This window comes from Serratia aquatilis, from assembly GCF_044865145.1.
GTDB classification, from domain to species: domain Bacteria; phylum Pseudomonadota; class Gammaproteobacteria; order Enterobacterales; family Enterobacteriaceae; genus Chania; species Chania aquatilis.
Genome location: NZ_CP173186.1, coordinates 4,531,860 through 4,546,322, shown reverse-complemented (window position 1 = coordinate 4,546,322; position 14,463 = coordinate 4,531,860). Strand labels below are relative to the sequence as shown.

The 14,463-nt window shown below is 51.7% G+C and carries 12 protein-coding genes; all 12 read left to right on the top strand.

From position 1 onward, the window contains the following. Window positions 1–62 precede the first annotated feature (62 nt). Window positions 63–614 carry a fimbrial protein gene (locus tag SAQUA_RS20525; protein ID WP_380678894.1) on the top strand — a complete coding sequence of 184 codons (552 nt, stop codon included), beginning with the start codon at window positions 63–65 and terminating at the stop codon, window positions 612–614. A 68-nt stretch (window positions 615–682) separates the two neighbouring features. Beyond that, window positions 683–1,204, top strand: a complete 522-nt coding sequence (locus tag SAQUA_RS20520; RefSeq protein WP_380678897.1) for a fimbrial protein — start codon at window positions 683–685, stop codon at window positions 1,202–1,204. 265 nt (window positions 1,205–1,469) lie between these two features. Further along, on the top strand, window positions 1,470–4,010 hold the full coding sequence (locus SAQUA_RS20515) for an outer membrane usher protein (protein WP_380678900.1): 2,541 nt from the start codon (window positions 1,470–1,472) through the stop codon (window positions 4,008–4,010). A gap of 55 nt (window positions 4,011–4,065) precedes the next feature. Further along, on the top strand, window positions 4,066–4,818 hold the full coding sequence (locus SAQUA_RS20510; protein ID WP_380678927.1) for a fimbria/pilus periplasmic chaperone: 753 nt from the start codon (window positions 4,066–4,068) through the stop codon (window positions 4,816–4,818). Window positions 4,819–4,825: 7 nt separating this feature from the next. Further along, window positions 4,826–5,329, top strand: coding sequence for a fimbrial protein (locus SAQUA_RS20505; RefSeq protein ID WP_380678930.1), 504 nt, complete (start codon window positions 4,826–4,828; stop codon window positions 5,327–5,329). A gap of 28 nt (window positions 5,330–5,357) precedes the next feature. After that, on the top strand, window positions 5,358–5,834 hold the full coding sequence (locus SAQUA_RS20500) for a fimbrial protein (RefSeq protein WP_380678903.1): 477 nt from the start codon (window positions 5,358–5,360) through the stop codon (window positions 5,832–5,834). Window positions 5,835–5,849: 15 nt separating this feature from the next. After that, window positions 5,850–6,368, top strand: a complete 519-nt coding sequence (locus SAQUA_RS20495) for a fimbrial protein (protein ID WP_380678906.1) — start codon at window positions 5,850–5,852, stop codon at window positions 6,366–6,368. A 183-nt stretch (window positions 6,369–6,551) separates the two neighbouring features. Continuing rightward, a complete protein-coding gene (locus SAQUA_RS20490) occupies window positions 6,552–7,355 on the top strand; it encodes a hypothetical protein (protein WP_380678909.1) in 804 nt (267 codons plus the stop codon). Between the two features lie 801 nt (window positions 7,356–8,156). Continuing rightward, complete coding sequence (locus SAQUA_RS20485; RefSeq protein ID WP_380678912.1) at window positions 8,157–8,873, top strand: DUF4123 domain-containing protein; 717 nt, start codon at window positions 8,157–8,159, stop codon at window positions 8,871–8,873. Between the two features lie 20 nt (window positions 8,874–8,893). After that, the gene (locus tag SAQUA_RS20480) at window positions 8,894–10,039 is read left to right on the top strand and encodes a hypothetical protein (RefSeq protein ID WP_380678915.1); all 1,146 of its coding nucleotides are present in this window, start codon (window positions 8,894–8,896) and stop codon (window positions 10,037–10,039) included. Beyond that, entirely contained in the window at window positions 10,032–13,997 is a 3,966-nt protein-coding gene (locus tag SAQUA_RS20475; RefSeq protein ID WP_380678918.1) for an RHS repeat-associated core domain-containing protein, read from the top strand. Before SAQUA_RS20480 ends, SAQUA_RS20475 begins: the two co-directional genes overlap by 8 nt. Beyond that, window positions 13,994–14,383: a hypothetical protein gene (locus SAQUA_RS20470; RefSeq protein WP_380678921.1), complete on the top strand. Its 390-nt coding sequence runs from the start codon at window positions 13,994–13,996 to the stop codon at window positions 14,381–14,383. Before SAQUA_RS20475 ends, SAQUA_RS20470 begins: the two co-directional genes overlap by 4 nt. The last annotated feature ends 80 nt before the right edge of the window (window positions 14,384–14,463 follow it).

Here is a 14,463-nt window from a genome sequence, read left to right as displayed (position 1 = left end):
TTGCCATTATAAATAAACCTGGAACGTCCGGTTTCAGTAATGACTCTTTTTAAGGACAAAAAATGAAGATGAATAAAATGGCGCTGGCTGTGATGCTGGTATGCAGTTCTATATCTATTGCAAAAGCAGCACCTGGTGGAGAAGTTAAATTTGAAGGGTCTATCACTGATACACCTTGCTCAATTGATCCAGACAGCGAAAAACAGACGGTAAAATTAGGTGCAGTGTCTAAACCAGGTCTGGTAAAGGGTATTAACGGCCCAGAGCGGAAATTCAGCATCAAGTTACTGAACTGTACTCTTGATGCCTCAGGCGTTCCCAATAAAGTTAGCGTTACCTTCACGGGCCCGCAGGGCGGAATGCCAGGCGCCGGATTATCCGATGGGTTACTGGGTATCACCGGCGTGGCGAAAGGTGCCAGCATTAAGCTGATCGACTACTCAAATGCCGTAGTGACATTGGGCCAGAAAACCAGTCTGCAGACTCTGACCAATGGTAATGGCAATGTGTTGGAGTTCACTGCCTATCTGACGCCAAACCCAGGCGTAACAGAAGCGCAGATTGTGGAAGGGGCGTTTACCTCCACAGCCAACTTCATCATGAACTATGAGTAAGTAGTCGTAATACTGCATACGGATGATGCGAATTCCGTATGCAGCATGCCAGCCACACGGAGTTGTTTATGTCATGGAAAACGCCTGCTCTAGCAACCATACCTTTGCTGTGCCTGCTGAATGGAACTGTGTGTTGGGCTGGGGATATCAATCTGTCTGGCTCGATTATTGATGTTCCTTGTTCTATTGATGTCGATAGCCGTAACCAGACATTGGATATGGGGCTGTTACCGGCCACGCAAATTATCCGTGAAGGCCAAGGTGGGGAACATGCGTTTACTATAAAACTGGTAAACTGCTTGTTATTCAGAGTCAATGAACAACTACCTGAATGGCGTTATTTTCAAATAACTTTTGATGGCCTTAATGATAATGGCAAGTTCGGTATTATTGGTAATGCCGCAGGAGTAGCGCTGCAAATATCCGATAACCAAGGGCGCATTGCCGTACCCGGCGTTCCTTTACCAACCGGACAGCTCAGCTCGGGAGAAATGTCTTTGCATTATTCGGCCCGTTTGGTCAGCAACTCCCGGCAATTGCATACTGGGGAATATTCTTCTCTGGTGAGTTTTAAAATGGATTATTACTGAGCATACCCAAAAAATTCGAGTTACTTGAAGTATGAAGTGTATGTTGAATTCTATATTTCATCGCTGCCACATATAAAAATTGGTAATCGTGCTTATGCTCTAAATAATTCGAGTTGCATGTGGGCGGCAAACTTGTGCGTTCCCAGGAGCATAGATAATTATGTGACTGGAGTGAGCAAGTGAGGTCAACACACAGGCAATTTGAAGTGTGACGAGTATATTTTGAATAAATAAAAGATTAATTACTATAATAAAAGGTCAACGGATGATGATCTCCTCCCATTCTTCTTTGCGAACTTTTCAGCCTCGATTGCTGAGTGGATTGATCATCCTTGCATTGTGGGGGGGAAGTTGTTGGGGCAATGCGGAAGAGGTTCAGTTCAATACCGACGTCATGGATTTAAAAGACAGTAGCAATATCGATCTGGGGCAGTTTTCCCGCAGCGGCTACATTATGCCCGGCGAATATAGTATGGCAGTACAAATTAATAACGTGAATCTGCCCGAACAGAACATCGCCTTCTATCCAGCAGAAAATGATCCGCAAAGCAGTGAGCCCTGTCTCTCGCCTACGCTGGTTCAGCAGTTGGGGCTCAAATCCCAGGCGCAATCCAACCTGCAGTGGTGGCATCAAGGGCAGTGCCTGCTGCTTGGCAGCCTTGAAGGGATGGAGGCGCGTGGCGATCTGGCGACCTCAACGCTGTACATCAGCATTCCGCAGGCCTATCTGGAATATGTGTCTGCCGACTGGGAACCGCCGTCACGCTGGGATAATGGCATCCCAGGCATCTTGCTGGATTATAACGTTAATGCGCAGGTCCAACGGCAGGAACGGCAAGCGGGTAGCCAGAGCCAGGATCTGAGTGGTAACGGCGTATTGGGCGTCAATCAGGGATCCTGGCGATTGCGTGCCAACTGGCAGAGCCAGATGGTGCATCACACCGGGAGTGAATTGCCGACTGAGAAAAACTGGGATTGGGAGCGCTTCTATGCTTACCGCGCGATTGCCCGTCTGAAAGCTCAATTGACGGTAGGGGAACAGCTTTTGAGTTCCAACCTGTTCGATAGCTTCCGCTTTACCGGCGTTAGCCTGGCGACGGATGACCGCATGCTACCGCCAAACCTGCGCGGCTACGCCCCAGAAGTACGCGGTATTGCCCGTACCAATGCCAAGGTGATTATCAGCCAGCAGGGGCGGGTGCTCTATGAGGCACTGGTGGCCGCAGGCCCATTCCGTATTCAGGATATTAACAGTGCCGTTTCTGGTCAGTTGGATGTTCGCGTGGAAGAACAGGATGGCAGCGTTCAGTCATTCAGCCTCAGTACCGCCAATATTCCCTATCTGACCCGGGCCGGAACTGTGCGTTACAAGCTGATTGCCGGGCGTCCGTCGGATAGGCAGCGCCATATCATTGGCCCGATCTTCACCAGCGGTGAGTTTTCCTGGGGTGTGAGCAACGGTTGGTCACTTTATGGCGGCGGTGTAGCGGGGGAACAATATAACGCACTCGCGTCGGGGCTGGGGCGCGATCTGATGATGTTCGGTGCGCTGGCCTTTGATGTGACCCACTCTCGTGCTCGCCCGGACAGCGAGAATAAGGTGTTGTCCGGTAACTCATATCGTCTCAGCTATTCAAAGCGCTTTGATGATTATGACAGTGAAGTGGCTTTTGCTGGTTATCGCTTTTCACAACAGAACTTTATGAGCATGTCCGAGTTTGTGGACATACGGAATACCGGCGTTCGCTCCCAGAACAGTAAGGAGATGTATACGGTTTCCCTGACCAAGCAATTCCTTGAGTCAGGAGTCAGTGCCTATTTGAACTATGAGCATCGAACCTATTGGGATCGTAGCGATAACAACCGTTACAGCCTCTCGGTGGCACGCTATTTCGACTTTGGGCGTTTCAAGAACCTGAGCCTGTCGATTAATGCCTATCGCAATCGCAACAACAACACCACAGATGATGGCGCGTTCTTATCGTTATCCCTGCCTTGGGGCGATGGTGGAACGATTGGCTATAGCAGTGCGTATACCCGGCAGAACAACGACCAGCGGGTGAGTTATTTCGGCCAGCTTAAAGGCGATGACAGCTACCAGTTGAGTAGCGGAGCAGATCGCGATGGGCTGCGGTTATCCGGTTTTTATAACCACTACGGTGACAGTGCATTAATGAACGCCAGCGCCAGCTATGCCCAGGGACGTTATACCTCATTAGGCATGTCACTACAGGGGGGGGCAACCATGACGATGAATGGTGGCGGGCTGCACCGCGTCGGGACACTGGGTGGGGCTCGTTTACTGCTGGATACCGATGGCGTCGCCGGGATCCCGATTCGCGGCAACAGTCTGGCCAATACCCGCAGCAATAGATTTGGTAAGGCGATATTGGCCGACGTTAACAGCTACTACCGTGATAACGCCAGCATCGACCTGAATCAACTGCCTGAAAAGGCTGAAGCTATCAGTTCAGTTGTCCAGGCGACGCTGACCGAAGGTGCTATAGGTTATCGCCGTTTTGATGTTGTAGCCGGTGAGAAAGTGATGGCCGTGATCCGTCTGCCAGAAGGAACGACGCCACCGTTTGGTGCCACCGTGGTTAATCAGCAACAGAGAACCCTTGGCATGGTGGGCGATGGAGGCAGCGTCTACCTAAGCGGAGTGGCGTTTGGCGAAGAGATGACGGTCAATTGGGGCGGTAGCGCCCATTGCACGGTTTCGCTGCCACAGAATTTGCCGGACGACAAAATGGCCGATCTGCTGCTGCCTTGCCGTCGGCTGGCAGAGAGTAAGCAGGCCCACTAGCACAGAAGCACCGTGCTGCACAGGGTATTTGAGAACGTAAAAAATGAGAAACATGATGAAAATGAATGCCGTTATGGCCGCAACCGTTGGCGTACTGTTAGGCGCGCTTGGCACCCAGTCTGTGCAGGCTGCCATAGCACTCGATCGTACACGGGTAATTTTTAATGGTAGTGATAAGTCTGTCAGCCTGAGCGTCAGTAACGACAACAAGCAGCAGCCCTATCTGGCACAGGGTTGGCTGGAAGATATTCAGGGCAACAAGATAAGCAGCCCGTTGCTGGTACTGCCGCCGCTCCAACGCATAGAGCCGGGCGCCAAGAGCCAAATCAAAGTACAGGCCCTGCCTGCCGTCACCCAATTGCCGCAGGATCGGGAGTCAGTGTTCTACTTCAACCTGCGCGAAGTACCGCCGCGCAGCAACGAAGGTAATACCCTGCAAATCGCCCTGCAAACGCGCATCAAGCTGTTCTACCGGCCGAAAGCCATTGAGCTTACGGCAACGGATCAGGCAACGCCATGGCAGGAGAAAGTCACATTGACGCGGCTGGGCGACAAATATCAGGTGAATAATCCCACCCCTTATTTTGTCACTATCGTGGATGCCAGCAGCAAAAAAGGGGCGCAGAGCATAAAAGGTTTTGAGCCGCTGATGGTGGCACCGAAGAGCAGCGGAACCCTCAGCGTTAGCGCCAATTCATTGGGAAATGCTCCGGTACTGACCTATGTCAATGATTACGGTGGTCGCCCGGCGCTGTCTTTTAACTGCGTTACCAGCACCTGCCAGGTAACGCCGGAGAAGCGTGGTTAGCAACGTGATGAAAACCTTGGGCCGTGTGCTTTACCTGTTGTTTCCTCTGCCGCTGCTGGTTTCGTCCGCGCTAGCTGCAGACAGCAGAACGCTAACGGTAACGGCGAATATCATCGCGATGGTGCCGTGCACGATTGATGTTAGCGGGGTGAATCCATTGAGCCTGGGTGAAATCGTTACCGATAAGGTCAATGGGGTTAATGGCAAAACATTGATCCCCTATACGGTGAGCTGTAGCAGCGCGGCCAATTTGAAGATGACCCTTATCACCAGCAGTGCGGCAACCTGGTATGGGCAGGGCACATTGGTAACGGCTGGGCTGAATTATCAAAATCTGGGGGTGCAATTGTTAAAAGAGGACGGTTCGCCAGTGGTTTTTAATCAGGCCATGTCATTTCACTCATCCAGCCGGCCCAAACTATATGCCGTATTGGTGAAACGCGCTGGCACAAACTTGGTTGCCGCCAATTTTTATTCGGCATCCGCCACGATGAGAGTTGAATATCCGTAGGATCACCATGAAACAGGAGTGTTTATAAATGAAAAAATATAGCGTGTTACTGATGTTGTTTTCTTCCATTGCCATCAACCATTCAGCGCAGGCGGTTGATGCCACCATGTCTTTTTCCGGTGAGTTGGTCAACGCCCCGTGTGTTATTAACAACAATGGGGCAATTAACGTGCCCTTCGGTTATGTCGTGACGACACAGGTTGATGGAACCTATAAAAAACAGTTGGTGAATTATACCCTGACCTGCACGGCCACCGTTCCAATCACCATGAAGATTAGCGGAGCCCCATCGTTATTTACCTATGCGGGCACCCTGCAAACTTCAGTGAGTGATCTAGGTATTCAACTACTGGAAGGAACCACGCCGATTAACTTGAATACCGCCTGGACATTTAACCCTACGGCCAAGCCTGTATTATATGCCGTGCCGGTAAAACGCTCAGGAAGTACCTTATCCGCTCAAGCCTTTACTGCATCGGCAACGATGACGGTCGATTATCCATAAATCAGGGGGGCTGTGATGAGACAAGGTTTTTTCAAGCCAGCTTTATTGCTTGTGGGGATCCTCATCTGCAGCGATTCACTATTTGCAGCTGATATGGCATTTTCCGGGGAGCTGATTGATCCAGCCTGCTCGCTTGGCAAAGATAGGATCTCTGTCAACCTGGGGCGGGTTTATGAACAGTATCTTTATAAGAATCAGCGAACACCCGGAACATTATTTGAGTTGTCTCTAAATAATTGCAATATTACTCAAATAAATAAAGTGAAGATAAAGTTTGATGGAACGCGTAATAGCGCATTGACTGAATACCTGGTGGTCACTGGCTCAACGGTCAGAGGCGTAGCGATTGGCTTGGAAACACCAGCAGGGCAGGCCTTACCGCTGGGGAGCAGTGCGGAATACTCACTGCAACCTGGCGATAACGTGATTAAGCTGAATGCCTATATCCGGGGTGAACCCAATGCACTTATTAATAAGGCCATTAGACCGGGAGCCTTTAGCGCTTTGGCAACGTTTACTCTGGAGTATTTCTAGCGCCGTTATTTCCTTTATATACTCGTCAATCTTCAAGCTGCCTGCGTGTTGGCTGCACTTGTTCACTCCAGTTACATAGTTATTTATGCTATTGGGAACTCACAAGTTTGCCGTCTGAATGCAACTCGAATTATTTAGGGTATTAACGGTTTTTATATTTCACAATGCTTGACAGGTGTCGCGATGCCTATATTTTCGTTGATAAAAATACCAACCACGTTGTCTGTTTTGATGACTGCCTTACTGATATTTACCTCTGAATGCCGGGCCTCATATATATTGCTTTTTGTCAGTTCCCGAATCTCTGGCAGTGAGGTTATTTTTACCTACAACTATCCTGGGCCGTTGATTCCGGTAGGGTGTTCTGGCAATGGTCCTCCAGCAGTGGGGGGCGCCTGGTATATCGGTTATCCGGGGTATGGCTATCCTGGGCCGACCTATTACGCATTTTGTACCTGGAATGGTTACCAATATAGAGGCGAATGGACGCAGGATGTGATCACGCTCAGAGTGCCACTCAGTTTGGTCAAGGAGGGTGTTTGCCCTTCGGTAAAGTATCAGGATTATGGTATTTCTGATGAGTACAACCTGGGTTGTACGGTACCACCGATAGTCACACCGCTGAGTTGTACTTTCGGTAGCGCCTCCAACTTTGTTATCCCCCATGGTGACGTTTCAATTGCAGAGATCAAGAACAATACCGGGAAGGCTACCAAGACGATCAATGGCAATATTTCCTGTACTGGAAGCGGGAGTGGCACCGTGAAATTAAGCTTGCTCAATAACGGATTTGTTAATCTTGCCAGCGACGCAGGGGGGACGTTACGCTCTATGCTGGCGATCAACGGTATTTTAGGCTCGAATCAAATCAATGTCAGTGCGGGTTCTACAACCTTTGAGATCCGTAGCATACTTAATATGCTCAATAACTTCACCACCTCTGGCATGGTTTCTGGGTCAACCACGCTGACTCTGGAGATACCTTGAGGTAGCAAGGTAAAATGAGAAAGCAGACTTAAGAATAAGACACTCTTATCGACAATGGATATCGACATGGAGCTAGGCTGTGTCCCTTAATTGCACGCGAGCGCCGCTGGCGGTCATTTGCGCGCAGAGCAAGGCGTGAGCCGTGAGGTTTGGTGGCCCCAAATAAGCGGCGAACAACGCAGCAATGCGCGCAAATGGCCCCAGCCCGAAGGGTCGCGCCCCAAAAGCCCGTTATCTGTGTTGTCGGGCTTGAACAGAGGGCCACTCTGCTCTTCACCCTCCGCCTTGATAACGGGCTTTTGGGTCTGCGACGGCACCACGGGCAATTAAGGGACACAGCCTAACTTCCTGCGGTATCCAACCCTGCCACTACTGCGGTGTAGAAGACTTCTGCAATAAACCCGAAAGCTGCGCGTTAGAAAATTCTGTAATCTATCGGTAGCGGTTGGAAATATCAGCAAGTCTAATCATACAGACCCTGTCTACTTAGAGTAATCCTCTGTTTTTGCAAGATTTCTAACAGAACTTGCCTTTACTTGTGCCAGCTAAAAATACTAGTATTTTCAGCCATACGCGCACTGTTGAATCAACAATCAGGCTACGGCGTAATACCTCCACCAGCGGGCACCTAGGCTGTCTCCCTCAATTGCCAGCGGCGCTCGCGTGCAATAGAGGGACACAGCCTAATACTACTCATTATTTTTTATTATGAATCTATTCCAAGTGGGGAGCGCCTGGTCACTCTAGTGTGAAAAATGCCAACAGGAAGGCTGTGGGGATCGCCGTCAAGGAGCAATGCAGATGCAACAGACCGTACAGGACTGGGTATACAAAACGGCGGGTGCGCCGCTATACGCCATCCTGGCCAATACGCAGGGGGCGCATGCCGTTAAGGCCTATTACCGTGAGGATGGCAGCCGGACTCCGTTCGGGCTCTATGCGGATACCCCTTATGCCAACTGGTTTGAGGTGATGCCTTTCCTGGTCCCGCTCAGCGACGCCAGCCCTTTTCTACGTTGGGTGGCAGATACACCATTGCGCAACTGGGGGTGGCTGGCGCGTTCCCCTTTACCGCAGACGACCCTGATTGCCCATCTGCGCGGCCTGACCCAGGTGTTGATGCCCGACGGCAAAGCCGTGTTTTTCCGTTACTGGGATGGCCAATATTTTCCCGGCCATCTGGCGTATTACGGCGACGGCTGGGCCGATATCCTCCCCGTGTTCAGCGATTACTGGATCAATGGCCGCACCTTCACCTGCCCCGTCATCCACGATGCCCCGCTACAGTCATTCCCCTGGTGGCGTGTGCCGCAGGGCCTGATAGATGCACTGCTGGATGAGGAACTGTTGCCACTGGTGCTTAACATCAAACAGACCCTGCGGCAGGACTACCCCGAGCAGGTTGCCCGCTGGCCCGACGCGATACTGGATAAAAAAATACGCCGGCTGCTTACCCCGCAGCGCCGCCGTGATCCCCAGTTACTGGCCGAGATCTTGCGCACCCTCGAACACGCCTGATTATCATGGAGATCTGACGAATGGATAACGTTTACGAATTGCGACGCAAACTGAGTGCTGGGCGCAGTGCGATGAGAGGCAATCCCCCGTTACCCACTATGCCGCACAAAGAGGACGAATATGCAGCGATGATCGCCGATTTCAGCCAGGTGATTGAACGCTATAAAAAGGAAAACGGCGACTGGTTCTACGGGCCATTACTCAGCATGAAGCAGCGGATCCGCGTTGGCGATATGAAAAACCAGGATGCCGAACTGACGCAGAGCACGATCGGTGTCGCCATGACCTGCGGTAAAGAGCAGCAGCAAATTACCCTGACCCACGCTTTTCGCTCAACTTTTTATGTACCCATTCCAAACGCCAGTTACAAGTTGGTTAAACGCCCCGCACTCTCCCTCCATGAAAGGATCGCTTTCTCACGTGCTGGGCTTGATGCCAGACGGCTTGATCCCAGCAAGGACATCCCTCTGGATCCCAGCAGCGATCCCGGCCCGCTGAATTTCGATAAAGACGGTAAGGCGCTCATTACCTTACCCCCCTGCCAGATCGGATATGACTATCTGCTGCTGGTCAATCCCGATATTACCGAGGAGGATAAAACGCATTTATATCAATCCTATCAGGCGGTGATTAAGGAATACTCCGACTTTCTGGTTAAGAAATGGGAGATGTCACAGCGGGCTGAATGGGCGAGTTTTATTGAGACAGGTCCTGATGTCGACGTATTGCAAGCCGCGGCGGAGTTTATGCACGGTGCGTATTCTCAACTTGCCCAGCTTTACACCACCCTTGAAGAGGTGTGGAAGTGGCTGACTAATGTCGACAAGTACGCAGAAAAATTACGGGCATTTTTTGACGATGAGGGTCTGGCGCAGTTAAAAGCCATGGCAGAGCAAGGCAATGAAGAGCTGACTGATGCTCTGAGTCTGTTGAGTGACGAGATCATGATGTTCATTATGGGTACGGCCATCTACAACTATTTCCAGTTACTCACCCCACAGCAAATCACCAACTTTCTTGCCAATGCCTTTGGTAACCTGCTGGTGATGTTTGCCCTGATGCTGGTTCTGCCCGTCGGGATGTGCCAAAAAATGCTGTCCATGCTGGATACGCTCAGCGGCCTGGTTCACACCCCTGATGAGAGTAAGGCGGTTAAACATGGCTAAAACACCGATGAACATCACCGCGCTGAGGCTTATCAGTCAGGATCTTGGCAAACTGTACCAACTTCCTCTCGACGTGAGAAAACGCCTCAAAGGTACTCCGGTGCGGGGGGCGCTCCCGTTTAATCCGGAGAATTACAAAACCGCTACCCAACCCCGAGTGGGTGAGTTAACAAACCACACCAATGCGGGAATGGAGTATAAAGCGGGCACCAACAAAGTGGTGGTCAAGTCAACAGCCCCTAATGCGAACGCCAGCGCGCAAACTCCCGGTGGAGAGAGTGCCCTCCCCGCAGGCAAGACGCGGGACAGTGGCGATCCGGTATCGCTGTTTTCGGGTGAAGAATTACTCACCTTAAGTGACATCACCCTGCCCGGTATTCTGCCCTTTGTCTGGCGGCGCTTCTACCGCAGCAGTGGTATAGAACAGCGTGATGCATTGGGCTGGGGTTGGAGTCATAGCGCCAACCCGCAACTGATCTTCGGCGTTGATGAGCAGACAGGGGAAGCCATTGCCTGGTTCTTCGATGATGAAAACCGCGTCACCCGTTTCCTGTTGCCGACGCCGCAAACACCGGTCACCACCAATCGTCTTGGAGGAGGCGTCATCAGCCTGAAGCAGGATGAGTTCAGCAATGAATACTGCGTACAGTGGAGCGAAGGGCAAGGCACCTATCACTTCCTGCGTGACGGTGATGCTTCCTGGTTCCGCGGGATCAGCGATAACTACGGTAACCGTGTCAACACCAGTTACGACAATCAAGGACGGTTGGCGACGCTGGGGCACGACGAAGCCCGGCTCTGTTTTAGCTATGACGATCCCGTTTACCCGCAAGGGATCAGTCAAGTGCGGCTACAGGCACATAATCACGGCAGCCACAGCGCAGAGACCTACTGGCAACCCGGTACGGTGGTAGCACACTACGTTTACAACGCGCAGCAGCAACTGGTGAGTGCCACCAATGCCGCCGGCGAGACCGAGCATTACCGCTACCGCGACGACCACGTGATCCTGTGCCGCACCCTGGCGGGGGGCGCTGAATTTCATTGGGAGTGGCACGGCGAGGGAAAAACAGCGCGTTGCATCCGCCAGTACGGTAACTTTGGCCAACTGGACATCCTGTATCACTGGGATAATGCCAACCAGAGTGTCACCGTGACGCAAAAGGATGGGAGCCAGCAGCGCTATCAGCACTCTCCTCACGCCTTGTTGTTATCAGAAAAGGGAGCCGACGGTGCAGAAACTCACTACGAGTACAATGATGACGGTGCCTGCATACGGGTGACCGATGCGCTAGGTTATCACACAGACTCTCTCTATGATGATGATGGCACCCTGAGCACGATCATCACGCCCGATGGCCAGATCACCACTTACCACTGGTTGTTTAATAAGCTGATTACGCGCACTCAGGGCGTCGGCGAAAGTGCACAGAAATGGCATTACACGTATGACATTAATGGCGCATTAACGAGCGAAACCGGCCCGGCGGGCACCACCACCCATTACCGCTACACCCCGCGTGGGCAGCTTAGCCATATCCGCTTCCCGGACGGCAGCGAACAGCACCTGCAGTGGGATACCTTGGGCCGCTTGCTGAGTGATACCTCCCCGCAAGGCAGCCGCCAACTGCGCTATCAGGGGTTACAGACCCAACCCTGCGAAGTGGAGGAAAACGGCCAGACCACCCATTACCAGTGGGATGCGCTGGAGCGGCTGATAAAAATCACCCACCCGGATGGCAGCACCCGGCAGTATCAGTACAATGCCTATGGTAAAGTGACGCAACTTGTTGATGAAGCGGGCCGCGTCACCGACTATCACTATGCAGCCCCCCTGCATCTGCTGACCGAGAAACGTCTGCCGGACGGCGGTAGCCTGCGCTATCGCTACGATAACGTGCATCTGCAAGTCAGCGAAATTGAGAACCCACTGGGCGAAAAGTACCGCCTTGGCTACACCGGCAGCGGCCTGCTGAGTGAAGAGATTGGTTTTGATAACAGCAAAACCACCTATCACTATGACGCCTGTGGTCGGCTGAGCGAAAAGCGCGAATACGGCAATGACCACCAAAGCCCGCCATTCATCACGCAATACCAACGTGACCCACTAGGCCGCCTGACGCGCAAAATCCTGCCCGATGGCAAAGAGGAAGAGTACCGTTACGACGAGGCGGGCCGCCTGAGTGAGGTATTAGACGGCGAAAATCCGCTAGCCTGGCAATATGACGCCGCCGGACGGCTGGAAGCAGAGCACCAGTCCTGGGCGACAATCCGTTACCGCTACGACGAAGACACGGGACGCCTGACCGGCATCAAACAGCCCAACGGCCAGTGGCAGGAATTCCATTACCAGCATGGCAAACTGCAGGCCTCCAGCCTGGAAGGCCAACCGCTGACGGCGTACGGCTACGACCCTCATCAGCGTCTGCAACAACTGCGCCAAGGCAATCGGCTGGTCAATACCTTCGGGTATGACCCGTTAGGTCGATTGAGCCAACACAGCCTGCATGAAGTGGGCACTTCGCCGGAAGAAAACCTGCTGCGCTGGCAGCAACGGTATGCCTATCAAGCCGACGGCGAACTGGCGCGCATTGAGGGCGACGATGCACGGCAGTATCACTACAGCGCCAGCGGGGCGTTAACCTCGGTCAACTACCCCAACCCGCAGTCGATTATCCCACCTGCCCGGCAGCGCGTTTACCGTCTGCCGCAGTTCCAGCCGGTGGGGGCGACCAAGGAACAACACCACGCCAACCCCAGTGAAAGTTTCCGCTGGGACGGGCGGGGCAACCCGGTCAGCGATGAGCAGCAGCACAGCGCGCCAGGCAACCGGCTGGCGTTTTATGCCGACCGCCATTTTGAGTATGACCGTTTCGGTAACCTTATTGCCGAACGGCGCGGCAAAGACCACAAACTGGTCACACGCTATGAGTATGACTGCCGTCATCGCCTGACGCGGCTGACAACCCCAAACGGCAGTGTCAGCACTTATACCTACGACGCGTTCAACCGGCGGTTGAGCAAAACCGTTAACGGCAAACTGACGGAGTACGTCTGGCGCGGCAATCAGATGGTGGCGGAAACCGATGGCAAGGGCTATTGGCAGAGCTACCTGTATGAACCGGGCAGCTATCGCCCGCTGGCGCTGGTAGTGGGCGAACCTTCTCGGGATCCACAGGACAAACCGCCAGCGATATTCTGGTATCAGAACGACCATCTGGGCACCCCGCTGGAACTGACCGACAGTAATGGCAAGGCGGTGTGGAAAGGGCGGTTCAGCGCCTTTGGGCAACGGCGGGAGGAGTGGCATGCCGAGGATGCCAGCACCCTTAACCAACCGCTGCGGTTCCAGGGGCAGTACGCGGATGAAGAGAGCGGACTGTATTACAACCTGAACCGGTATTATGACCCGGGGATGGGACGGTATCTAACGGCAGATCCAGTAAAACTCGATGGTGGGCTTAACTCTTATCAATATGTTGATGGGAATCCGGTTGGCTGGGTAGATCCGTTGGGGCTGTTTAAAACTGATGTAACAGGTGCAGAGAGGAGTTCGGTTAATACAGGAACCCCACAGTTGCCTGAAATTCCGTGGTCAAACTCAACCGTTAAAAGAGCATCAGATCAACTAGATCGCGGGGCAAGAGACGTCTATGTTAATAGTCGTGCTGAAGCAGAGGAACTATTTCGGGGAAAATATGTAGGCCAGGGCTATAGAAATGCGGAGAATTTCAACTCAGTAACGGCTAAAGATTACTTTGAAGTTAACCGAACCACTAAAGAGCCATATTATCACTGGGATGATGTGCCTGTTTCTGATATCTCGACAAGGAAAGTACACATGGTGAACCATGAGGTTAATAATGTACATGGAGAAATGCCACATCTGCAATTACATCCTATTGAAGGACGAGCAAAAAGAATATACTGGCCTAATAAAATGGAGAGCAAGAAATGAATATTAAATTAGGAATACCGGCAAAGATTTGGAATGGAATTGAATTTAGTAATTACGCGAAAATAGCCCAGGAAGTCTTATCCAATTCAAGTGACATGAGACGATGGATTGCTTTGTATGCTTTATTTAACATTTCTGATGAAATTAAAAATAGCGTAGATACATATGGATTTATAACGGAGTCAAAGGACTTCAAGTATTGCGTGGTCGATTTTGAAATACCAAAGAAAGAGATCGAGTTTAATGATGGACTAGATTCTGATAATGCAGTCAATCTGAAATGTTTAACAGCGAATACCGAAGAGGAATTAAGTTTAATTTTCAAACAGGAAGGAATAAATCCAGCCTTATTTGTTCCGCCTTGGCGTTGCGATTATCCAATTTGACTTATACCCCCCGGCCGCTACATTGATATCGGGGGTGCTTCCTCACTATTTTCTCGACTGAGGAAGTAAAAAACACGATG

Excerpts from the sequence above, each read along its gene's own strand:
- SAQUA_RS20525 (WP_380678894.1), top strand. The coding sequence starts at position 63 with ATGAAGATGAATAAAATGGCGCTGGCTGTGATGCTGGTATGCAGTTCT.
- SAQUA_RS20520 (WP_380678897.1), top strand. The coding sequence starts at position 683 with ATGTCATGGAAAACGCCTGCTCTAGCAACCATACCTTTGCTGTGCCTG.
- SAQUA_RS20515 (WP_380678900.1), top strand. The coding sequence starts at position 1,470 with ATGATGATCTCCTCCCATTCTTCTTTGCGAACTTTTCAGCCTCGATTG.
- SAQUA_RS20510 (WP_380678927.1), top strand. The coding sequence starts at position 4,066 with ATGAAAATGAATGCCGTTATGGCCGCAACCGTTGGCGTACTGTTAGGC.
- SAQUA_RS20505 (WP_380678930.1), top strand. The coding sequence starts at position 4,826 with ATGAAAACCTTGGGCCGTGTGCTTTACCTGTTGTTTCCTCTGCCGCTG.
- SAQUA_RS20500 (WP_380678903.1), top strand. The coding sequence starts at position 5,358 with ATGAAAAAATATAGCGTGTTACTGATGTTGTTTTCTTCCATTGCCATC.
- SAQUA_RS20495 (WP_380678906.1), top strand. The coding sequence starts at position 5,850 with ATGAGACAAGGTTTTTTCAAGCCAGCTTTATTGCTTGTGGGGATCCTC.
- SAQUA_RS20490 (WP_380678909.1), top strand. The coding sequence starts at position 6,552 with ATGCCTATATTTTCGTTGATAAAAATACCAACCACGTTGTCTGTTTTG.
- SAQUA_RS20485 (WP_380678912.1), top strand. The coding sequence starts at position 8,157 with ATGCAACAGACCGTACAGGACTGGGTATACAAAACGGCGGGTGCGCCG.
- SAQUA_RS20480 (WP_380678915.1), top strand. The coding sequence starts at position 8,894 with ATGGATAACGTTTACGAATTGCGACGCAAACTGAGTGCTGGGCGCAGT.
- SAQUA_RS20475 (WP_380678918.1), top strand. The coding sequence starts at position 10,032 with ATGGCTAAAACACCGATGAACATCACCGCGCTGAGGCTTATCAGTCAG.
- SAQUA_RS20470 (WP_380678921.1), top strand. The coding sequence starts at position 13,994 with ATGAATATTAAATTAGGAATACCGGCAAAGATTTGGAATGGAATTGAA.